Genomic DNA, 20575 nt, shown 5'->3' on the forward strand with positions numbered 1-20575 from the left:
GTATTGAGCAGAACCAAGTCTTGAGGGTGTCATGCATCTGTCGATGAAAATGTCTCGCCGGATCGGCCTCGCCCTCACCGCCACGATGATCGCAGCCGGCCTTGCCGCAGCGCCTTCGCCTGTCCGGGCGTTCGATCTCTTCGAGGCCTTCTTCGGCGGAGATTCATCGCCGCCGCCATCACCGTTTCAACGGCCCCTCGGCTACGGCCGCGAAGACAGCATGCCATTCCCACCCAGACCAACCGCCACCATTCGCACCCGCAGCCGCAGCGTTTCCACCGCCTATTGCGTCAGGACGTGTGACGGCCGCTATTTCCCTGTCACCGCCAATGGCGACCAGAGCCGGGCCGCGACCTGCAACAACCTGTGCCCGGCCAGCGAAACGAAGGTATTCTACGGCAGCACGATCGACACTGCCACGACCGACGGCGGCAAGTCGTATTCGTCGCTTCCCAATGCCTTCAAATATCGCGAGCAGCTCATCGCCGGCTGTACCTGCAATGGCAAGGACTCGGTCGGCCTCGCTTCGATCGCCATCGCGGACGACAAGACGATCCGCAAGGGTGACATCGTTGCGGGCGAAGGTGGCCTCGTCGTTGCCAACCAGAGCGCCAGCAAGCATCGCTCCGTCGCCAACTTCAGCCCGGCACCCGAACGCATCCGCGCGAAGTTCGCACGCACACCTGTCGCCGCGATCGATTAGGCCACACGGCCGGCACCGACCGTCCGGCCATCGGCCGGGAACTCCAGCCCTACCGCGTGCGTTGCCAACATAGATGCAGGCCGAGATGCCTGCATCGAGATTGCGCCGAGCTGCACGGCTCGCGTCACGCCAAGGAAAGGGGCCGCTGAATGTCGATACTGATCGGTATTCTCATCACGTTTCTCGTCGTTATCCTGGTTCTGTATCTGATTAACATGTTGCCGTTGGACGGCCGGGCCAAACAGATCGCGCAAGCGATCGTCGTCATCATCGGCATCCTTTCGCTGCTGAAATATCTCGCGGTGTTCTGACGCACGCGGCAAAACAAAGCCCCGGCACCGGCCGGGGCTTTTGCATGCGATCCAGCGACTTATTTCAACGAGCTGAACCAGGTATCGACTTCCTTGCGCGCCTGGTCCTTTGCGTATCCATAGCGCTGCTGGATCTTGCCCTCGAGCTGCTCGCGTTTGCCTTCGATGACGTTCAAATCATCGTCCGTGAGCTTGCCCCACTTCTCCTTCACATTGCCCCTGAACTGCTTCCAGTTTCCTTCGACGCGGTTCCAATCCATCTTCAATCCTCCATCGGACATCAGAGAGCGGACAACGGTCGGCAATCGCGATCGTTCCTACAAAGAAAAGCCCGATCCAGCAGAGCTGGACCGGGCTTGGCTGACAATGGGAAGCGATGGATCAGCCGGCGGCCTTCGCTTCGCGGCGACGCGCGTGCAGAATCCATTCGGTGTAGCCGTTCGGCTGCTCGCGGCCCTTGAAGATCAGGTCGCAAGCGGCCTTGAACGCGATGCCATCGAACGACGGCGCCATCGGCTTGTAGAGCGGATCACCCGCGTTCTGCCGATCGACCACCACCGCCATGCGCTTCAACGCCTCCATCACCTGGTCCTTGCTGACCACGCCATGGTGCAGCCAGTTGGCGAGATGCTGACTGGAAATGCGCAGCGTCGCACGGTCTTCCATCAGGCCGACATCGTGAATGTCCGGCACCTTCGAGCAGCCGACACCCTGATCGATCCAGCGCACGACATAGCCGAGGATGCCCTGGCAGTTGTTGTCGATCTCCTGCTTCACGTCGTCCGGCGCCCAGTTCGACTGCGAGACCGGGATGGTCAGGATGTCATCGAGCTTGGCGCGCGGATGACCGTCGAGCTCGCGCTGCCGCGCCAGCACATCGACCTGATGATAATGCAAAGCGTGCAGCGTGGCCGCGGTCGGTGACGGCACCCAGGCGGTGGAAGCGCCGGCCTGCGGATGCGCGATCTTTTGCGCCAGCATGTCCGCCATCTTGTCCGGCGCAGCCCACATGCCCTTGCCGATCTGCGCATGGCCTGGAAGTCCGTTGGCGAGCCCCTTGTCGACGTTCCAGTCCTCGTACGACTTGATCCACGGCGTGGCCTTCATGTCGTTCTTGCGGATCATCGGCCCCGCTTCCATGGAGGTGTGGATTTCATCGCCGGTGCGGTCGAGGAAGCCGGTGTTGATGAAGACGATGCGGTCAGCGGCCGCCTGGATACAGGCCTGCAGGTTCACCGTCGTCCGGCGCTCCTCGTCCATGATGCCGACCTTGAGCTGGCTCTTGGCCAGCGAAAGCATCTGCTCGACGCGGGTGAAGATCTCGCAGGTGTGTGCGACCTCCGCAGGGCCGTGCATCTTTGGCTTGACGATATAGACCGAACCGGTGCGGCTGTTGCGAATGTCGCCCTTGGCCTTGAGGTCGTGAATGGCGATCAGGCCGCTGATCGCCGCGTCCAGCATGCCTTCCGGAATCTCCTGGCCGGAGCTGTCCAGCACCGCATCGGTGTACATGTGATGGCCGACGTTGCGCATCAGCAGCAGCGAACGGCCATGCAGGGTCAGCGACTTGCCATTCGGCGCGGTGTAGACGCGATCCTTATTCAGCGAGCGTTTGAGTGTCTTGCCGCCCTTCTCGAAATCGGCGGCGAGATCTCCCTTCATCAGGCCGAGCGCGTTGCGATAGACGAGAACCTTGTCGTCGGCGTCGACTGCCGCAACGCTGTCCTCCATGTCGAGGATGGTGCTGACCGCCGATTCCAGCACGACGTCGGCCACGCCCGCAGGATCGTCCTTGCCCACCGGATTGCTGCGATCAATGCGAATCTCGACGTGCAGGCCGTTGTTGACCAGCAGCACGGCGCTTGGGGCCTTCGCGTCGCCCTGATAGCCCGCGAACTGCTCCGCGCGCTTCAGCCCGGTGCGCCCCTGCTTCAGCGCCGCCACCAGCGCGCCGCTCTCGATCGTGTAGGCGGTGACATCGGCGTGGCTGCCGGTCTGCAGCGGCGCCGCCTGGTCCAGGATCGCCTTAGCCTTGGCGATCACCTTGTCGCCGCGCGCCTTGTTGTACCCCTTGACCGCAGCATCCTCCGGCGCGTGTGGGATCGCATCGGTGCCATAAAGCGCGTCATAAAGGCTGCCCCAGCGTGCGTTCGCCGCGTTCAGGGCATACCGGGCATTGGTCAGCGGCACGACCAGCTGCGGGCCGCAGATCTTGCCGATCTCGTCATCGACCTTCGCCGTGGCCACGCTCTTGGCCGCAGGTTCCGGCAACAGGTAGCCGATTTCCTGCAGCATCTTGTGATAGGCGGCCGGATCGACCGCCTTGCCCTTGTTGGCAAGGTGCCATTGATCGATCTTCGCCTGCAGCGCGTCGCGGGTCTGCAGCAGCTCGCGATTTTTCGGCGCCAGATCCTTGATGATGCCAGCAAGGCCTGCCCAGAACGCATCCGGAGCAACGCCCGTTCCGGGAGCCGCTTCCTTCGCGACAAAATCAAACAGCGAAGCGGCAACCTTCAATCCGCTGGCGTCAACTCGGTTCATGATCGGGGATCTCACAAAGGCTAGGGTCAATCGAATGGGCGCCACACCCGGACCGCAGGGGCCCAGGGGCATGACGGACGCACTTGTAACGCCAAAGGACCGCCGATGAGAAGCCCCGGCAATGGCTTGAAAACCCTTGCGAATTTCATGGGTCAGGCGCCGCAGAGCGAAATTCAACGGCGATTTTGCCGGTTTGCGTTCCCGGCGCCCGGTCAGGCGGAGCCGCGTCTGATCGTGCGTTAATGCAACCGCGGGCCTGAACCGACCTCGTCGCCGCCAAATCGCTCCAGCACGACCTTCAGCAGGATCGTCAGCAGCGCCACCCCGGCCAGCACCGTCGAGGCCGTGAACGCGCCGACCACGTTGTAGTCATGGAACAACAGCTCGATCTGCAACGGCAGCGTCGTCGTCACGCCGCGAATGTTGCCAGAGACCACCGAGACCGCACCGAACTCGCCCATCACCCGCGCATTGCACAGGATTGCGCCATAGACCACCGCCCATTTCACATTCGGCAGCGTCACCCGGATAAAGGTGGCGAGCCCTGATGCTCCGAGTGTGACGGCGGCTTCCTCTTCGTCAGTGCCCTGCACTTGCATCAGCGGGATCAACTCGCGGGCCACGAACGGCGCGGTCACGAACAGACTGGCGAGAAAGATCGCAGGCAGCGCAAACATGATCTTGATGCCGAGCTGCTCGATCACCGGGCCTAATAGCCCTTGCGTGCCGTAGACGAACAGATAGGCGACGCCGGCGACGATCGGCGAGATCGAATACGGCAGCTCGATCAGTGCAATCAGCAGCGTCCGCCCCGGAAAATCGAACTTCGTCACGGTCCACGCGGCAGCCAGCCCGAACAGGATATTGATCGGAACGACAACCAGCGCCGTGAGCAGCGTCAACCAGATCGCATAAACCGTCGCAGGCTCGGTCAGGTTCTTCAGGAAGACATCGAGCCCCTGCGACAGCGCCGACGCAAAGATCAACACGAGCGGCGCCAAGAGAAAGAATGCAGAGACGACCAGCACGACCGCGAGCAGGATCCGTCGCGTGAGGGGATCTCCGCCGACCGGCGTCAGCATGCGCTGAGCTTGCGATTGCTTGCCGGCCATCAGTCGCCTCGTCCGAGATAACGCAGATGCCAGACCTGGATCAGGTTGGTGACGATCAGCATCGCGAACGCCATCGCCAGCATCACGCACGCGATCGCCGCCGCTGCGCCGTAGTTGTATTCCTCAAGCCGGATGAAGGCGAGCAGCGCAACGATTTCGGTGCGCATCGGCTGGTTGCCGGCGATGAAGATCACCGCGCCGAACTCACCGAGACAACGCGCAAAGGCCAGCGAACATCCCGCCAGGAAGGCCGGGAAAATCGACGGGAAGATCACCTTGCGCACGATCTGCCAGTCGCTTGCGCCGAGCGACCGGCTCGCCTCCTCGACATCAGTCCCAAGATCCTCGATCACCGGCTGCACGGTGCGGACCACGAATGGGATGCTGGTGAACGCCATCGCGATGGCGATGCCCAGCGGCGTATAGGCGACGGACATGCCGAACGCATCGAGCGGCGCGCCGAACCAGCCATTCTTGGCGAACAATGCCGTCAAGGCGAGACCGGCGACGGCCGTCGGCAACGCAAACGGGATATCGACCAACGCGTCGAGCAACCGCTTGCCAGGAAAGCGATACCGCGCCAGCACCCACGCCAGCAACAGGCCATAAACTGCGTTGAATGCGGTCGCCGCCAGCGCCATTGTCGCGGTAACGCGAATCGCTGCCAACGTGCGCGGCGCCGTCAGGATCATCCAGAACTGCGCCACGCCGACATCGGTTGCCTTGATGATCAGCGCGCACAACGGCAGCAGCACGATCACGCCGAGATAGAGCACGGTCGTACCGAGGGCAAGGCCGAAGCCGGGGATCACGCTTTTCCGGCGCGCGGACATGATCGAAAGCGCGCCTTTCACGCAAGCCGCAAAGCTGGGTGTACGCGGCTAGTGGAGCGGATTTGACATTCGCATCCCACCCAGCCGCGGGCTCGCAATGCGAACGTCAAATCCAAAGCTCCACTAAATTGTATGCTTGGTTCTTAGATTCCAACATTTGCAAACGTTGTTGCCGCAATGGGATGCAAATGTTGGAAGCGAACCACGACTACCGCGCGCCGAACAGCTGATCGAGCTTCGCGTCCGGGTTGAGATGGTCCTTGTTGACCTTGTCCCAGCCGCCGAACTCATCCTCGACCTTGACGAGCTTCACGGCAGGAAACTGCGCCTTGAACTGCTCGGCGATCTTCGGATTGTTCACGCGATTGTACTGCTTGGCGAGAATGGTCTGCCCCTCGTCGGAATAGAGATATTCGAGATAGGCCGTCGCCAGCGCGCGCGTGCCATGCTTGTCGGCATATTTGTCGACCACCGTGACCGGGAACTCGGCCAGCACGCTCACCGACGGCACCACCACCTCGTACTTGTCCTTGCCCGCCAGATCGCGGATCGCATTGGTCTCGGCCTCGAAGGTGATCAGCACGTCGCCGGTCTGACGCTCGACGAAGGTCGTGGTCGCAGCGCGCCCGCCGGTGTCGAACACCGGCACGTTGTTGAAGAGCTGCTTGATGAAGTCATCGGTCTTCGCGCCCTCGCCGTACTTCGCCTTCGCGTAAGCATAGGCCGCGAGATAGGTGTAGCGGGCGTTGCCCGAGGTCTTCGGATTCGGGAAAATCACCTTCACGTCGGAGCGGACGAGATCATCCCAATCCTTGATGTTCTTTGGATTGCCGGCGCGAACGAGGAAGGCTGGCAGCGAATAATAAGGCGACGAATTGTTCGGCAGCCGCTTGGCCCAGTCGGCCGGGATCAGCTTGCCTTTGTCGTGCAGCACCTGCACGTCGGTCACCTGGTTGAAGGTGACGACATCGGCCTCGAGCCCTTCCAGGATCGAGCGCGCCTGCCGCGACGAACCGTTGTGCGACTGGTTGATGGTCACGTCCTGACCGGTCTTGGCCTTGTACTGCTTGACGAAGGCAACGTTGATCTCGGCATAGAGCTCACGCGCGATGTCGTAGGAGACGTTGAGCAGCGTGTTCGCCCCCTGCGCGTGAGCGAGGCTCGATGGCCCGAGGCTCAGCACGAGGGCCAAAGCGGCGGCGGAGAATGTCAAACGGCGGTTCATGGCCATCTATCTCGATATTTCGTTGTCGATTCTGGTTGATGGATCAGATGTTGGCGGCAAGATCGGCGAGGTCTTCGAACAGGACGCCGCTGCGTCGTAGCAGGCGTTCGACTTCGTCGGCAGCCTCGGTGACGGATGTCATGCCGGTATCGAGTGCAAGCTCCGGATTGAGTGGTGGTTGATAGCCACCATCGGTGCCCGTGAACCCGGCGAGTTGGCCGGCGCGGGCCTTCTGGTAATGCCCCTTCGGATCGCGCGCCTCGCAAACGTCGGCGGAAGCCGCGACGTGGATCTCGTGGAAGAAGCCATCGGCGATGCGCCTCGCCTCAGCCCGATCGTCGCGTGACGGCGAGACGGCGGCGACAATGGCGATATGCCCGTTGCGGGCGAGATGCGCCGCCACTTCGGCGAGGCGGCGGATGTTCTCGGCACGATCCTTCGGCGAGAAACCGAGGTCGCCATTGAGCCCCGCGCGCAGGGTATCGCCGTCGAGCAGGATCGGCGAGCCGCCACGGCTGAACAGGCGGCGCTCCAGCGCCCGCGCCAGCGTCGACTTGCCGGACGCAGGCAACCCGGTGAGCCAGACGACCGCGCCGTTATGACGATAGCGCGCCGAACGCTCGTCGCTGCGCAGCGCCGATTCCACCGGAACGATATCGACCGGCACACCGCGGGTACCGGCATCGACGCTCAGCACCAATCCGCCGCCGGCAATCCGGCCATTGACCTCGATCACCAGACGTCCAGTGCGCGGGTTGTCCGCATGGGTGTCGGCGGCTACCGGCCGCGCCAGCGCAAGGTCGATCTCGCCGACATGGTTGCGGCCGATCGACTGCGTGCCGACGCTCGACAGCTCGCCCGGATCGACCGCATTCTCGATCGCCACGACGCTGGCGCGGGTTTCCATGGTGCCGATCCGGACCAGCATGGTGGCACCCACCGTCAAGGGCGTATCGTGCAGCCAGAAAATGCGCGCGCGCAGGCGCTTGGTGTCGCGCACCGAGGCCGGCGCATGAGCGATCACGTCGCCGCGCTCCAGGAACAACTCACGATCGAGGGTGATGCCGACCGAGCGTCCGGCCCCTTGCGGCGCCGCGATCGGCGTCACCGGCCAGCTTTCAACGGTCTTGACCTTGGCGATCTTGCCCGCGGGCATGATGACGATCTCGTCGCCACTCTTCAGCGAGCCGGACTCGATCCGGCCAGCAACAATGCGCCGATCGTCGAACTTGTAGATCGCCTGGATCGGCAGCCGCAGCGCGATCGCATCCATCGGCTTCGCCGGCGTAAGCTGATCCAGCGCCTCAACCACCGTCGGGCCACCATACCAGGCAATCGCCGGCGTACGCGCGGCGACACCATCGCCATCGCGCGCGGAGATCGGGATCACCGCCGTCGGCTGCACGCCAAGTCCCTTCAGATGTGCCGAGATTTCGTCGCTGATCTCCTGGTAGCGCTCGCGGCTGAAGCCGACGCGATCCATCTTGTTGATGACGATCGCGACCTGGCGTATGCCCAACAGGTGCAGCAGATAACCGTGTCGGCGGGTCTGGTCGCGCACGCCTTCGGCAGCGTCGATGATCAGCACTGCCGCATCGGCCTGCGACGCGCCGGTGATCATGTTGCGCAGGAACTCCGCATGGCCCGGCGCGTCGATCAGCACCACCTCGCGGGCATGGGTACGGAAGCGGATTTGCGTTGTATCAATGGTGATGCCCTGGTCGCGCTCGGTCTGCAGCGCATCGAGCAGGAACGACCACTCGAACGGCATGCCGCGCCGCGCGCTGACCGCCTTCAGCATCTCGAGCTTGCCATCCGGCAGGCTGCCGGTCTCATGCAGCAGACGACCCACCAGGGTTGATTTGCCGTGATCGACATGGCCGACGATGACGATGCGCACCTGCGGACGGGAGATCGCGGGCGCCGGGGCCTGCGCGACATCACGCGCGGCTGCGGCTGTGGCGAGTTGAATGTTCATCACGCAAACTCCGCTTACAGATAGCCAGAGACCCGCAGACGCTCGAACGCATCTTCGGTCTCATGATCGAGCGCGCGACCGGCGCGTTCCGGCACCTTGGTCTGTTCAAGTTCGATCAGGATGTCTTCGATGCTGGCGGCGAGCGATGCGACCGGGAAGGTGATGTCCTGATCGCCGAGCGAGCGATAGCGCTTGCCGTTCTTCGACAGATATAGCGGAATGATCGGAATGTTCTCGCGCTGGGTGTAGGCCCAGATGTCGGCTTCGGTCCAATGCAGGATCGGATGAATGCGCAGGTGCGCACCCGGCGGCGGCGACGCGTTGAACTGATCCCAGAATTCCGGCGGCTGATCGCGCACGTCCCATCCGCCCTCGGTGCCGCGTGGCGAGAACACACGCTCCTTCGCGCGCGTGGCCTCCTCGTCGCGGCGGATACCTGCGATCAGCCCGTCGAAGCCATGCTTGGCGAGCGCCATCTTCAATCCCTCGGTCTTGCGCGCGGCGGAGCGTGCGGCAGGCGGCAGGGTCGGATCGACGGCATCGATGGGCGGGCACGGCTCAATTCTTAGATCGAGGCCCCATTCGTTCGCGTAGCGATCGCGAAAGGCGTACATCTCCGGAAACTTCTTGCCGGTATCGACATGCAACGCCGGAAACGGCACGCGGCCGAAGAAGGCTTTCCGCGCCAGCCAGATCATCACATTGGAGTCTTTGCCGAGCGACCACAGCAGCGCCAGCTTCTTCAGCCGCGCGAACGCTTCACGAAAAATGTAGATGCTCTGGGCTTCGAGCTGGTCGAGGTGATCCATCGGTCACGCCCTCCGGGGCGCCAGGAGGGGGTGAGCCGCCGATGCCTGTTCCAACGGCCGGTCGGAGCCAGAAAAGCCAGGCCAAACGGCTCGCAACTTGCTTCTCTGGAAGCGGTTGACGGCAGCGGCAACGCCGCCACGACCAAACCGAAAACCGTCGCTGGAAAGATGCATCTCTGGCGCTTCGGATTTGTGGGGAAAAATTCTATGTTTTCCTTGCCGCATAGAAGAAATAATTTTCTCTTTACGCGGCAAGTGCAAGACATATATAGAAAATAATTCCAGTCAACCCCTTCGCGGGGCAGTGGAGTGTTCATGCGGTTCTTGCCGGTGTTTCTCGATCTGCGCGCAGGCCCCCTCGTCCTCGTGGGGCAGGGCGAGCTCGCCCTCGCCAAGCTGCGCGTGCTGCTGGCGGCCGGTGCGCGTATTCGCTGGTATGCCTTCGACCGCGATGCGGCGCTGCGGGACATGGCACCCCTCGGCGAGGCAGCCCTGTCTCAGATCGATCTCACCGACGCCGATCCGCTGCACGATGACTGGCAGGGCGCGATTGCCGTGCTCTGCGCCGGTGCCGGTGAACGCGGCCCCGCCGTCGCCGAACGCGCGCGCCATGCGGGCCTGCCCGTCAACGTGATGGATGACCTCGCGCATTCCACCTTCATTTCACCAGCGATCGTTGATCGCGGTGACGTCGTCGTCGCCATCGGCACCAGCGGCACCTCGCCGGTGGTCGCCCGCCGCCTGCGCGAACGCATCGAAGCAGCGCTGCCGGGACGCATCGGCGAACTGGCAAGCTTCATTGGCCAGCGACGCAAGGCGTTTCATGCTCGCATCGGCGACTTCCCGCTGCGCCGCCGCTTCTGGGAACGCGTGATCGACGGCCCGATCGGCAACCTGGTGCTCGCAGGCAAGCCCCGGGAAGCGGAAGCGGCCCTAAATGCGATCGACGATCCATCCGCCTATGCGGTGGCTGACCGCAAAGGCTTCGTGACACTGGTCGGCGCCGGGCCCGGCGATCCGGACCTGCTCACCATCAAGGCGCTGCGCGCGCTGCAGGACGCTGACATCGTCTTCTATGACGAGCTGGTTTCGCCGGAGATTCTCGATCGCATCCGCCGTGATGCCGCACGCATGCCGGTCGGCCGCCGCGTCGGCAAGCCCGGCATCGGCCAGGACGAGATCCATCGCCTGCTGATCGAAGCGGCGAATGACGGCAAACGCGCCGTGCGGCTGAAGGGTGGCGATCCGTTCATCTTCGGCCGCGGCGGTGAAGAGATCGAAGCGCTGCGCGCAGCGGGCGTCGCTTACGCGGTCGTGCCCGGCATCACCGCCGGCATCGGCGCTGCGGCTGCCTCCGAAGTGCCGCTGACTTTCCGCCACGAAGCGCTGCGCATCACCCTGCTCACCGCCCACAAGGCGAAGGATGCCGAAGCCGTCGACTGGTCGGCGTTGACCGATCAGAAGATGACCGTCGTCGTCTACATGGGCATGACTGCGGCGGCGACGATCCGCGGCGGCCTGCTGGCGGCCGGCCGGCCTGCAACGACGCCGGTCGGCGTGTTCGCCCGCGCGACCCGCACCGATGCCAAATCCGTGGTCGGCACGCTCGACCAGCTTCCAGAGCTTGCGGCGCAGGTCGATGGCGGCCCCGCGATTCTCATCATCGGCGACGTGGTGGCGCACTCCGCCCCATGGCGCGACGCCCAACTCCAGCAAATCCTCTCAACGTTCCAGATAGCAGCCGAATGACATCTCCCCTGCAGCAGAAACTGAAGATCACCGGTCCGTCGATCGTCACCGCCAACCGCACGGGTGACGGCGTGGTGATCTACCGCACCGCCGGCAAGAGCTGGTCCACGGAGCTCGCCGACGCAGCCATCGTTCGCACGGTCGACGAGGCCAAGCGCTTGTGGGCCGAGGCGATCGCCGACGACATCGGCGCGGTCGGCTCCTATATCGCTCCGGTCGTCATCGACGGCACCGGCACTGTTCAGCCCGGAAACTTCCGCGAGACGATCCGCCTGCGCGGAACCACCATCGCTCTGCCCGCCAGCGCCTGATCGTTACGAGCCAGCTTCCATGTACACCTACGACGAACTCGACCGCATCTTCATCCAAGAGCGCGTCAGCGAATTCCGGGACCAGATCAAGCGTCGTCTCTCCGGCGAACTGACCGAGGATGAGTTCAAGTCGCTCCGGCTGATGAACGGCGTCTATCTTCAGCTGCACGCCTACATGTTCCGCATCGCGATTCCTTATGGGACGCTATCAGCGAACCAACTGCGGATGCTCGCGCATGTCGCGCGCAAATATGATCGCGGCTACGGCCACTTCACCACCCGGCAAAATATCCAGTTCAACTGGATCAAGCTGTCCGAGTTGCCGGATGCGATGGCCGACCTCGCTTCCGTCGGCGTTCATGCGATCCAGACCAGTGGCAACTGCATCCGCAACGTCACCACCGACCAGTGGGCCGGCGTGACGCCGGGCGAAATCGACGATCCGCGGATTTGGGCCGAACTGCTGCGCCAGTATTCGACGCTGCATCCGGAATTCTCGTTCCTGCCGCGCAAGTTCAAGATCGCAGTGACGGCATCCGACCACGATCGCGCGGCGATCAAGATCCACGATATCGGGCTGCGCCTGCATCGCAACGGCGCCGGCGAAACCGGCTTCGAGGTGTTGGTCGGCGGCGGCCTCGGCCGCACCCCTTTCATCGCCAAGACCATCAAGCCGTTTGTCACCCGCCGCGATATCCTCACCTACATCGAAGCAATCCTGCGCGTGTACAACCAGTACGGCCGCCGCGATAACATCTACAAGGCGCGCATCAAGATTCTCGTGCACGAGCTTGGTGTCGAGCAGTTTGCCCGCGAGGTCGAGGACGAATGGCTGAAGATCAAGGACGGCTCGCTCGCCCTCGATGAGGCGATCGTCGCCGATATCCGCTCGCGCTTCCGCTACCCGGCCTATGAACGGCTGACGGACAATCCCGACGAGCTAAAGCAGGGGCTGACCGATCCCGCATTCCGCACCTGGTATCGCAATTCCACCGCGCCGCACCGCGTACCGGGCTATGCCATCGTCACGCTGTCGCTGAAGCCGATCGGTGGGCCGCCGGGCGATGCAACCGCCGACCAGATGGACGCGATCGCCGATCTCGCGGAACGCTATGGCTTCGGCGAAATTCGCGTCGGACACGAGCAGAACCTCTGCTTCCCGAGCGTCGCCAAACGCGACCTGCCCGCCCTCTGGCGCGAGCTCGACCGGATCGGCGTCGCGACGCCAAATGTGAACCTGGTGTCGGACATCATTGCCTGCCCCGGGCTCGACTACTGCTCGCTCGCGAATGCCCGTTCGATCCCGGTCGCCCAGGAGATCACCCGCCGCTTCGCCAACCACGAGACTGCGGGCCTGATCGGCAAGCTGCACATCAACATCTCCGGCTGCATCAATGCCTGCGGCCACCACCATGTCGGCCACATCGGTATCCTCGGCGTGGAGAAGAACGGCGAGGAATTCTATCAGGTGACGATCGGCGGCCGCGCTGACGAAGGGGCGGTGGTCGGCACCCTGATCGGCCCCGCCGTGCCTTACAATCAGGTCGCAAACGTCGTGGAAGATATCGTCGAGACCTATCTCGCGCTGCGGCTGCGGCCGGACGAATTGTTCATCGATACCGTCAAGCGTCTGGGCGTAGAGCCCTTCAAGGAGCGCGTCTATGCCACTCGTTAAAGGCGGCGAGGTCGTCGCCGACCGTTACATCCGTATTCTCGATGATACGCCCGTCCCCGTCGACGGCCCTGTGCTGGTTCCGGCCGCGCGCTTCCTCGCCGATGCGGACGAACTGACCGCGCGCAACGCCGAGACCGGCGTGATCTGGCCGAACAGCCGCGACATCGACGAACTGGCGCCCTATCTCGATAAACTGACCGTGGTGGCTCTCGAGTTTCCGAATTTCAAGGATGGCCGGGCTTATAGCCAGGCCCGCATCCTGCGGGAGCAGTATCGCTACCAGAGGGAGTTGCGTGCGACGGGACAAGTCCTGCGCGACCAATTCGTCTTCATGCTTCGCGCCGGGTTCGACTCGCTCGAAGTGAAGAAGGACAGCGACGCCGAGGCCTTCGCCACGGTGATCAAGCGCTATAGCGTGTTCTATCAGCCGACCGGCGACGGGCGCATCACCGCCTTTCGCAAGCGGCTGCTGAACCATCAGCTTATCACGGCCAGCTCCAACTGACGGAGATGACGATGGCGTTTCTCGATTCAGCGCAGGCCCAAGCCTCCCCGTCGGTCGTCGCGACCGCGGCTGCGCTCGATCGTGAACTCGCGCAAGCCTCGCCGGCTGAGATCGTCGCCACCGCTTTGCGCATCACGGGCCGCGAGAAGCTCGCGGTCGTCTCCTCGTTCGGCACCGAATCCGCCGCCCTGCTCAAGGTGGTCGCCGACGTCGATCCTGCGGTTCCTGTGATCTTCCTCGACACCGGCTGGCTGTTCCAGGAAACCCTGGATTATCGCGATACGCTGACGCGACAGCTCGGCCTGCGCGACGTCCGCACCATCAAACCGCGGGACGAAGACCTGATGCGGCTGGATGCGGAGCGCGGCCTCTGGTTCTCCGATGCCGATGCGTGCTGCCGCATCCGCAAGGTCGAGCCGCTCACCCGCGCGCTGGAACCCTTCACCGGATGGTTCAACGGCCGCAAGCGCTTTCAGGGCGGCGACCGCGCCGACATCCCCGTCGTCGAAGCGGATGGCACGCGACTGAAATTCAATCCGCTCGCAAATGTGACCGCCGCCGACATCAAGGCGCTGTATGATGCAGCGAACATTCCGCCGCATCCGTTGCTGGCATCAGGCTTCACGTCGATCGGCTGCATGCCATGCACGACGCGAACCAAGCCCGGCGAAGATCCGCGTGCGGGCCGCTGGCGCGACCGCGGCAAGACAGAATGCGGCATTCACACCGCCAGCGTTTCATAGCAGGTTGCGCCCTTCGCTGGAGAAAATACAAAATCGCATTTCATTGACAGTTGCACCGGCTCTTCCGAATTTAACGCGACTTCAGCGGCATCATCGCTGACCATATGGAGATCGGAATGCGCGCTCGTCTTGCCCTCGCTGCTGCTGTCGTTCTTGCCTTGACGGGCGCTGCCTCAGCGCAGACCACATCGCTCTTGAATGTCTCGTACGACCCAACGCGCGAACTCTATGTCGAATTCAACAAGGCCTTCGCCGCTGCCTACAGCAAGGAGACCGGCAAGAAGGTTGAGATCAAGCAGTCGCACGGCGGCTCGGGCTCGCAGGCGCGCGGCGTCATCGATGGGCTGCAGGCCGACGTCGTCACGCTCGCTCTTGCCTACGACATCGACGCGATCGCCGAGAAAGGCCTGATCGCCAAGGACTGGCAAGCGCGACTGCCGCAGAATTCGGCGCCGTACACCTCGACCATCGTCTTTCTGGTGCGCAAGGGCAATCCGAAAGCGATCAAGGACTGGAACGACCTCGTCAAGCCCGGCGTCGCCGTCATCACGCCAAATCCGAAGACCTCCGGCGGCGCGCGCTGGAATTATCTCGCCGCCTGGGGTTACGCGCTGAAGCAGGGCAAGAGCGCGGATGAAGCGAAGGCCTTCGTCGCGAGCCTCTATAAGAACGTGCCCGTGCTCGATACCGGCGCGCGCGGCTCCACCGTCACCTTCGTCGAACGCGGCGTCGGCGACGTGCTGCTCGCCTGGGAGAACGAAGCGTTCCTTGCGCTGAAGGAGTTCGGTGCCGACAAGTTCGAGATCGTCGTGCCACCACTGTCGATCCTCGCCGAGCCGCCGGTCACCATCGTCGATAAAGTCGTCGAGAAGAAGGGCACGCGCGACGTCGCCGATGCCTACCTGCGCTACTGGTACACCAAGGAGGGGCAGGAGATCGCCGCGAAGAACTCGTATCGCCCACGCGATGCCGAGGTCGCTAAAAAGTATGAAAACTCTTTCGCAAAAGTGAGCTTGTTCACGATCGACGACCTGTTCGGCGGCTGGACCAAGGCCCAGAAGGAGCACTTCGGCGAAGGCGGCATCTTCGACCAGATCTACAAGAACTGACCGCGCCCGCCCCACGATATCTGCCAAGGCATCCCGCCCCGGATCGCCCTCCGGAGCGGGAACTTGTTTCCTTGATCCCTTTGCACCGATGACGAGACGAGTGACGTGTCCAACACCGCAGAGCTAGACCAGCCGCCCGGCCGTCACACAAAAATCGGGAACTCCCTCTATCAATATCGTAAGATCGATGATCCGATCGCCGGACAGCACGTCCCGAGCCAGGATCGTGGTGCTGCACCAGCGGTCGCGCGAAGCGGGGTGAGCAGGGTCATGACACGGCGCAGGACGTTGCCGGGCTTCGGCCTGACCATGGGCCTGACGTTGACGCTGCTGTCGATCATCGTGTTGATCCCGCTGGCCGGCTTATTCCTGAAGACCACCGAATTGTCTCCGGCGCAGTTCTGGGCGATCGTGACCAGCGCCCGCACGCTGCATGCATTGAAGCTGTCGTTCGGGTTGGCCTTCGCCGCCGCGGTGGTCAATCTGATCATGGGCATGATCGTCGTCTGGGCGCTTGTCCGCTATCGCTTCCCCGGCCGTCGCATCTTCGATGCCATCGTCGATATTCCGTTTGCGCTGCCCACCGCCGTTGCCGGCGTCGCGCTGACCGCACTGTTCTCGCAAAAGGGTTGGCTTGGCGCGCCGCTTGCGGAACTCGGGATCAAGGTCGCATTCACGCCGCTGGGCATTTTTCTCGCGATGATCTTCATCGGCATCCCGTTCGTGATCCGCACCGTGCAACCGGTGCTGATCGACCTCGATCCCGAGATCGAGGAAGCCGCGGCAAGCCTCGGCGCCAGCCGCTGGCACACCGTCTCGAAGGTGATCCTGCCTGGCCTGCTGCCGGCGATGCTGACCGGCTTCGCGCTCGCCTTCGCCCGCGCGGTCGGCGAATATGGCTCTGTGATCTTCATTGCTGGCAATCTGCCGAACGTTTCGGAGATCGCTCCGCTTCTGATCGTGATCCGCCTTTCGGAATTCCGCTACGCGGATGCCACCGCAATCGCGGTGGTCATGCTGGTGGTCGCCTTCGCCATCATCTTCGTCATCAACCGCCTGCAACGCTGGGCGCAATCGCGGGCGATCACCGAATGACCGTCACATCAGCGACATTCGCAAAACCGCCGCAAAAGCTCGCCCGCGCCCGCGAGAGCGCTCGCACCGAGCCTGTTGTGATCCGCTGGGTGATCATTGCGCTCGCGGTGACGTTCCTCACCGTCTTCGTGGTGCTACCGCTGCTGCTCGTGTTCACCTCGGCGTTATCGCGCGGTTTTGATGCCTATTTCAATGCGTTGATCGATGAGGAAGCACTCGCCGCCATCCGTTTGACGCTGACGGTCGCGGTCATCTCCGTGCTGCTCAATCTGATTTTCGGCGTCGCGGCAGCGTGGGCGATCGCGAAGTTCGAGTTTCCTGGCAAGACTCTGCTGAATACGCTGATTGACCTGCCGTTCTCGGTCTCGCCGGTCATCTCCGGACTGGTCTTCGTCCTGCTGTTCGGCGCGCAAGGGTGGCTCGGGCCGTGGCTGCAGGCGCACGATATCCCGATCATCTTCGCTCTGCCGGGCATCGTGCTGGCGACGACGTTCGTGACATTCCCGTTCGTGGCGCGGGAAATGATCCCGTTGATGCAGGAGCAAGGCACCTCGGAAGAGGAAGCCGCGCTCTCGCTCGGTGCATCGGGATGGCGCACCTTCCGGCGCGTCACGCTGCCCAACGTGAAGTGGGGCTTGCTCTACGGCGTCCTGCTCTGCAACGCCCGCGCTATGGGTGAATTCGGCGCGGTTTCCGTGGTATCGGGACACATCCGCGGCGAAACCAACACCATGCCGCTGCTGGTGGAGATCCTGTATAATGAATATCAGTTCGTCGCCGCGTTCGCGATCGCTTCGCTCCTGGCGATGCTCGCGCTGGTGACGCTGGTGATCAAGATCGTTCTCGAGGGCCGGCTGGAAAGGCAGCAGCACAGTGACCATTGAAGTCAGGAATATCGTCAAGCGTTTCGGGGATTTCGCAGCGCTGGATCACGTCGACCTCCGGGTCGAGAGCGGCGAACTGCTTGCGCTGTTGGGGCCGTCGGGTTCCGGCAAGACGACGCTGCTGCGCATCATTGCCGGTCTTGAGTGGCCCGACTCCGGGACCATCAGCTTCGACGGCGAAGACGCGCTGGCGCGCGGCGCGGGCGAACGCAATGTCGGTTTCGTGTTCCAGCACTATGCGCTGTTCCGCCACATGAGCGTGTTCGAGAACGTCGCCTTCGGGTTGCGCGTGCAGCCGCGCGCAATCCGCATGAATGAGGCTGGCATCAAGAAGCGGGTCGGCGACCTGCTCGATCTGGTGCAGCTCGGATGGCTCGCCAACCGTTATCCGAGCCAGCTCTCCGGCGGCCAGCGCCAGCGCATCGCACTCGCCCGCGCGCTCGCCATCGAACCCCGCATCCTGCTGCTCGACGAGCCGTTCGGCGCCCTCGATGCCAAGGTCCGGAAGGAGCTGAGGCAATGGCTGCGCGCCTTACACGAGGAGATTCACGTCACCTCGATCTTCGTCACCCACGACCAGGAAGAGGCTCTGGAGGTCGCCAACCGCGTCGTGGTGATGGACAAGGGCAAGATCGAGCAGATCGGAACGCCGGAGGAGGTCTACGACCGACCGCAGACCGCATTCGTCCACGCCTTCATCGGCGAGTCGATCGTGCTGCCGGTCCATGTCGAGGCCGGCCGCGTGCAGCTCGGGGATAAGGTGCTCGGTATCGAACCGAATGGCGCAGCATCGGGGCCGTCGCAACTGTTCATTCGCCGTCACGACGTCTCGCTCGAGGCGCCAGGCAGCGGCGACCTCGAAGGGGCCGTACGGCGCGTGCGTGCATTCGGCCCGATTCAGCGGGCGGACATCGCGCTGCAGACGGACGGCGGCGAAACAATGATCGAAATCGACGCGCCGCGCGACCGAGAGCTCAAGATCGGCGAGATCATCGGCCTGAAGCCGAAGCGCTATCGTATCTTTGCGGCCGGAGCCTGATCCAACCTTGCATCTGTTCAATGCGACAAAGGCCTGACCAGCAATCCGTCAGTCTTTAGGTTGGGCCATCCAGCATGTCCCAAACCCCGTCACGGCTGGCGCGTCAGGCCCTTGCCCTCCAGCCACGTCTGGATCAGCCCGGCGACCTCGGCATTGTTCTTGTCCATCATCAGCATGTGCGAATTGCCCTTGATGCCGACCTTGGGCAAATCCACCACCTCTGCCGTACCGCCCGCCGCCTTGATCGCCTCGGCAAACTTGACACCGGTCGCACGAATGGTCGGCCAGCGTGAATCCTGCTCGATGTAATCACCGTAGATCATCAACGTCGGGATGGCCTTCAGCACATCGGCTTTGGCGATATCGCCGACACCGGCGGGCTCGACCGCGACCAGCGCCTTGATCTTGTCGGGGCGCGCCTGCGCCGCCTTGAAGCCGAAAGTACCGGCCTGGCTATGGAACAGGATTACGCACGGGCAAACCTTGTCGATCTCGGCCAGATATGCTGCGAGGATCGCATCGTCAGTCGTGGTCCAGCGCGGCACGTTCTGCTTGACGAAGTTCTCGTATCCTTCGTTTGGAAACTGGTTTCCGGGTAGCAGTTTGCGTTTCGCCGGATCCGGATCATACGAGCCTGGACCCGCGCCGATGCGAAACCGTTCGAACGGATTCGCTGTCGTCAGGAAGACCGGCTCGCCCTTGAAGATGTCCGGATACTGCGCCCAGCCCGAGCGGCCGCGTTCGACCGCATCCGAATTGTAGACCGCCCATCCCTTGCGCAGGAACATGGTGAGCCAGCCCTCGCGGCCATCCGGCGTGGTTTCGTACGTGACGCCAGTCAATCCGCCGCCATGCCACATCAGCAGCGGCACGGTGCCGCGCTCCTTCGCCGGTAGGAAATACTGCACGTACATCTGCTCCACTTGATAGGTGCCGTTCGGATCGACTTTCGCCGGCACGCCGCCTGCGGTGAAGGTGACTTCCTTGACAGGCTTGCCGGAAATCTCGACCAGGCGGCCGCCGATATGGAAAGAGCCCATGCCGCGCAATGCAATCGGCTCTTGGTCTTGCGCAAAGGCGATCAGCGGCACCGCCAGTGCGAGAAGTGCGGTCAAAGCAGCTCGCTGGAGCAACGGCATGAACGCTTCCTCGGGTAGGTTTGTTGTGGCCCAGTCTAACCGGCGGCTTCACCACAGGGCAAACCCCTCTCGATCACCTATGAATGGCAATTCATTCTTAGGCTTCCATTTTTGTTGAGTCCTCATGACGTGCCGGGTTTGTGCGCCGTGTTCACCATTCAGCCACGGTCGGTGTGCAACAACGGACGACGACGATTCTGGGGGGCTGATGCAGCGATTTGGATTTGCGCTTTTGTGTCTGTTGCCGTTGGCAGGATGCGCGGGGGATCGCGATCCGCCGCCCGGCCAACCGGCCTTCTATGAGAGCATGGCCACCGCCAATGCCCGGCTCGACAGCGGCATGGCTGCCTCGATGATCTCCGGCTACCGGCAGAACAACGGCCTTGGCGCCGTCACCGTCGATCCGCTGCTGACGCAGGCCGCCCAGGCACAGGCCGAGGCTATGGCCAAGCGCAACAAGCTCGATCACGACGTCATCGGCAATCTCGGCAAGCGGATGAAGACCTCCGGCTTTGATGCCGCCATCGCCGTTGAGAACATCTCCGCCGGCTATCATACCCTCGCCGAGGCCTTCTCCGGATGGCGCGATTCGCCCTCGCATCGGGACAACATGCTGAAGCGCGGGGTCACGCGAATGGGAATTGCAGCGGTCTACGCACCGGGTAGCAAGTACAAGGTGTTCTGGGCCCTGATCCTTGCCGCTCCGGACAAGCCGAGCTGACACGCCAGCCGCCCTGCACGATCTTTGGGCATGGCTCGCGGCCAGGCAGTTCCCTTGCGGCAAGACGGGATAGCTGCCGGTGGACAACCGGCG

Annotated in this window: 20 protein-coding genes; 12 read left to right on the forward strand and 8 right to left on the reverse strand. The window is 63.1% G+C overall.

Going from position 1 to position 20575, the window contains the following annotated elements:
* Nucleotides 1-43 precede the first annotated feature (43 nt).
* Together X566_RS06725 and X566_RS24620 are read left to right on the forward strand one after the other, a co-directional pair.
* Nucleotides 44-703 carry a DUF2865 domain-containing protein gene (locus X566_RS06725; RefSeq protein WP_034468113.1) on the forward strand — a complete coding sequence of 220 codons (660 nt, stop codon included), beginning with the start codon at nt 44-46 and terminating at the stop codon, nt 701-703.
* Nucleotides 704-852: 149 nt separating this feature from the next.
* Nucleotides 853-1014, forward strand: a complete 162-nt coding sequence (locus X566_RS24620) for a Thivi_2564 family membrane protein (RefSeq protein ID WP_152539812.1) — start codon at nt 853-855, stop codon at nt 1012-1014.
* A 59-nt stretch (nt 1015-1073) separates the two neighbouring features.
* On the opposite strand, the gene X566_RS06730 is transcribed toward X566_RS24620, so the two are convergent.
* From X566_RS06730 to cysD, 7 genes are all read right to left on the reverse strand, one after another.
* Complete coding sequence (locus X566_RS06730; RefSeq protein ID WP_034468114.1) at nt 1074-1274, reverse strand: CsbD family protein; 201 nt, start codon at nt 1272-1274, stop codon at nt 1074-1076.
* 121 nt (nt 1275-1395) lie between these two features.
* The gene (locus X566_RS06735; protein ID WP_034464645.1) at nt 1396-3555 is read right to left on the reverse strand and encodes a malate synthase G; all 2160 of its coding nucleotides are present in this window, start codon (nt 3553-3555) and stop codon (nt 1396-1398) included.
* Between the two features lie 239 nt (nt 3556-3794).
* Complete coding sequence (cysW, locus tag X566_RS06740; RefSeq protein WP_034464647.1) at nt 3795-4667, reverse strand: sulfate ABC transporter permease subunit CysW; 873 nt, start codon at nt 4665-4667, stop codon at nt 3795-3797.
* Entirely contained in the window at nt 4667-5500 is an 834-nt protein-coding gene (gene cysT, locus X566_RS06745; RefSeq protein WP_034468115.1) for a sulfate ABC transporter permease subunit CysT, read from the reverse strand. Before cysT (X566_RS06745) ends, cysW (X566_RS06740) begins: the two co-directional genes overlap by 1 nt.
* 208 nt (nt 5501-5708) lie before the next feature.
* Entirely contained in the window at nt 5709-6725 is a 1017-nt protein-coding gene (gene cysP, locus X566_RS06750) for a thiosulfate ABC transporter substrate-binding protein CysP (protein WP_034468116.1), read from the reverse strand.
* Between the two features lie 43 nt (nt 6726-6768).
* Nucleotides 6769-8703, reverse strand: coding sequence for an adenylyl-sulfate kinase (cysC, locus tag X566_RS06755; protein ID WP_034464650.1), 1935 nt, complete (start codon nt 8701-8703; stop codon nt 6769-6771).
* 14 nt (nt 8704-8717) lie between these two features.
* Nucleotides 8718-9512, reverse strand: a complete 795-nt coding sequence (gene cysD, locus X566_RS06760) for a sulfate adenylyltransferase subunit CysD (protein ID WP_034464653.1) — start codon at nt 9510-9512, stop codon at nt 8718-8720.
* 315 nt (nt 9513-9827) lie between these two features.
* Between cysD and cysG the strand changes: the two genes are divergently transcribed.
* The 9 genes from cysG to X566_RS06805 all read left to right on the forward strand — a co-directional run bounded on the left by cysG (nt 9828) and on the right by X566_RS06805 (nt 18622).
* Nucleotides 9828-11261, forward strand: coding sequence for a siroheme synthase CysG (gene cysG / locus X566_RS06765; protein WP_034464655.1), 1434 nt, complete (start codon nt 9828-9830; stop codon nt 11259-11261).
* Nucleotides 11258-11572, forward strand: coding sequence for a DUF2849 domain-containing protein (locus X566_RS06770; protein ID WP_034464656.1), 315 nt, complete (start codon nt 11258-11260; stop codon nt 11570-11572). Before cysG ends, X566_RS06770 begins: the two co-directional genes overlap by 4 nt.
* Before the next feature lie 19 nt (nt 11573-11591).
* Nucleotides 11592-13247 carry a nitrite/sulfite reductase gene (locus X566_RS06775; RefSeq protein ID WP_034464659.1) on the forward strand — a complete coding sequence of 552 codons (1656 nt, stop codon included), beginning with the start codon at nt 11592-11594 and terminating at the stop codon, nt 13245-13247.
* The gene (locus X566_RS06780) at nt 13234-13752 is read left to right on the forward strand and encodes a DUF934 domain-containing protein (protein ID WP_034464662.1); all 519 of its coding nucleotides are present in this window, start codon (nt 13234-13236) and stop codon (nt 13750-13752) included. Before X566_RS06775 ends, X566_RS06780 begins: the two co-directional genes overlap by 14 nt.
* A gap of 5 nt (nt 13753-13757) precedes the next feature.
* The gene (locus X566_RS06785) at nt 13758-14495 is read left to right on the forward strand and encodes a phosphoadenylyl-sulfate reductase (protein WP_081740088.1); all 738 of its coding nucleotides are present in this window, start codon (nt 13758-13760) and stop codon (nt 14493-14495) included.
* Between the two features lie 104 nt (nt 14496-14599).
* On the forward strand, nt 14600-15604 hold the full coding sequence (locus tag X566_RS06790) for a sulfate ABC transporter substrate-binding protein (RefSeq protein ID WP_152539813.1): 1005 nt from the start codon (nt 14600-14602) through the stop codon (nt 15602-15604).
* A 270-nt stretch (nt 15605-15874) separates the two neighbouring features.
* A complete protein-coding gene (gene cysT / locus X566_RS06795; protein ID WP_152539814.1) occupies nt 15875-16699 on the forward strand; it encodes a sulfate ABC transporter permease subunit CysT in 825 nt (274 codons plus the stop codon).
* The gene (cysW, locus tag X566_RS06800) at nt 16696-17583 is read left to right on the forward strand and encodes a sulfate ABC transporter permease subunit CysW (RefSeq protein ID WP_034464669.1); all 888 of its coding nucleotides are present in this window, start codon (nt 16696-16698) and stop codon (nt 17581-17583) included. Before cysT (X566_RS06795) ends, cysW (X566_RS06800) begins: the two co-directional genes overlap by 4 nt.
* Nucleotides 17573-18622, forward strand: coding sequence for a sulfate/molybdate ABC transporter ATP-binding protein (locus X566_RS06805; protein ID WP_034464671.1), 1050 nt, complete (start codon nt 17573-17575; stop codon nt 18620-18622). The genes cysW (X566_RS06800) and X566_RS06805 overlap by 11 nt, the downstream gene beginning before the upstream one ends.
* Before the next feature lie 89 nt (nt 18623-18711).
* Here X566_RS06805 and X566_RS06810 read toward each other — a convergent pair whose 3' ends face one another.
* Nucleotides 18712-19761, reverse strand: coding sequence for an esterase (locus X566_RS06810; protein ID WP_034464674.1), 1050 nt, complete (start codon nt 19759-19761; stop codon nt 18712-18714).
* A 208-nt stretch (nt 19762-19969) separates the two neighbouring features.
* On the opposite strand from X566_RS06810, the gene X566_RS06815 reads away from it, so the two are divergent.
* Nucleotides 19970-20482 (forward strand): CAP domain-containing protein, encoded by a 513-nt coding sequence (locus X566_RS06815; RefSeq protein ID WP_034464676.1) that lies wholly within the window; start codon nt 19970-19972, stop codon nt 20480-20482.
* Nucleotides 20483-20575: the final 93 nt, after the last annotated feature.

Origin of the sequence: Afipia sp. P52-10, assembly GCF_000516555.1 — a bacterium.
Taxonomy (GTDB): domain Bacteria; phylum Pseudomonadota; class Alphaproteobacteria; order Rhizobiales; family Xanthobacteraceae; genus P52-10.

Excerpts from the sequence above, each read along its gene's own strand:
- X566_RS06725 (WP_034468113.1), top strand. The coding sequence starts at position 44 with ATGAAAATGTCTCGCCGGATCGGCCTCGCCCTCACCGCCACGATGATC.
- X566_RS06790 (WP_152539813.1), top strand. The coding sequence starts at position 14,600 with ATGGAGATCGGAATGCGCGCTCGTCTTGCCCTCGCTGCTGCTGTCGTT.
- X566_RS06730 (WP_034468114.1), bottom strand. The coding sequence starts at position 1,274 with ATGGATTGGAACCGCGTCGAAGGAAACTGGAAGCAGTTCAGGGGCAAT.
- cysT (WP_034468115.1), bottom strand. The coding sequence starts at position 5,500 with ATGTCCGCGCGCCGGAAAAGCGTGATCCCCGGCTTCGGCCTTGCCCTC.
- X566_RS06785 (WP_081740088.1), top strand. The coding sequence starts at position 13,758 with ATGACGATGGCGTTTCTCGATTCAGCGCAGGCCCAAGCCTCCCCGTCG.
- cysT (WP_152539814.1), top strand. The coding sequence starts at position 15,875 with ATGACACGGCGCAGGACGTTGCCGGGCTTCGGCCTGACCATGGGCCTG.
- X566_RS06770 (WP_034464656.1), top strand. The coding sequence starts at position 11,258 with ATGACATCTCCCCTGCAGCAGAAACTGAAGATCACCGGTCCGTCGATC.
- X566_RS06735 (WP_034464645.1), bottom strand. The coding sequence starts at position 3,555 with ATGAACCGAGTTGACGCCAGCGGATTGAAGGTTGCCGCTTCGCTGTTT.
- cysW (WP_034464669.1), top strand. The coding sequence starts at position 16,696 with ATGACCGTCACATCAGCGACATTCGCAAAACCGCCGCAAAAGCTCGCC.
- X566_RS06775 (WP_034464659.1), top strand. The coding sequence starts at position 11,592 with ATGTACACCTACGACGAACTCGACCGCATCTTCATCCAAGAGCGCGTC.
- cysD (WP_034464653.1), bottom strand. The coding sequence starts at position 9,512 with ATGGATCACCTCGACCAGCTCGAAGCCCAGAGCATCTACATTTTTCGT.
- X566_RS06815 (WP_034464676.1), top strand. The coding sequence starts at position 19,970 with ATGCAGCGATTTGGATTTGCGCTTTTGTGTCTGTTGCCGTTGGCAGGA.
- X566_RS06780 (WP_034464662.1), top strand. The coding sequence starts at position 13,234 with ATGCCACTCGTTAAAGGCGGCGAGGTCGTCGCCGACCGTTACATCCGT.
- cysG (WP_034464655.1), top strand. The coding sequence starts at position 9,828 with ATGCGGTTCTTGCCGGTGTTTCTCGATCTGCGCGCAGGCCCCCTCGTC.
- X566_RS06810 (WP_034464674.1), bottom strand. The coding sequence starts at position 19,761 with ATGCCGTTGCTCCAGCGAGCTGCTTTGACCGCACTTCTCGCACTGGCG.
- X566_RS24620 (WP_152539812.1), top strand. The coding sequence starts at position 853 with ATGTCGATACTGATCGGTATTCTCATCACGTTTCTCGTCGTTATCCTG.
- cysW (WP_034464647.1), bottom strand. The coding sequence starts at position 4,667 with ATGGCCGGCAAGCAATCGCAAGCTCAGCGCATGCTGACGCCGGTCGGC.
- cysC (WP_034464650.1), bottom strand. The coding sequence starts at position 8,703 with ATGAACATTCAACTCGCCACAGCCGCAGCCGCGCGTGATGTCGCGCAG.
- cysP (WP_034468116.1), bottom strand. The coding sequence starts at position 6,725 with ATGAACCGCCGTTTGACATTCTCCGCCGCCGCTTTGGCCCTCGTGCTG.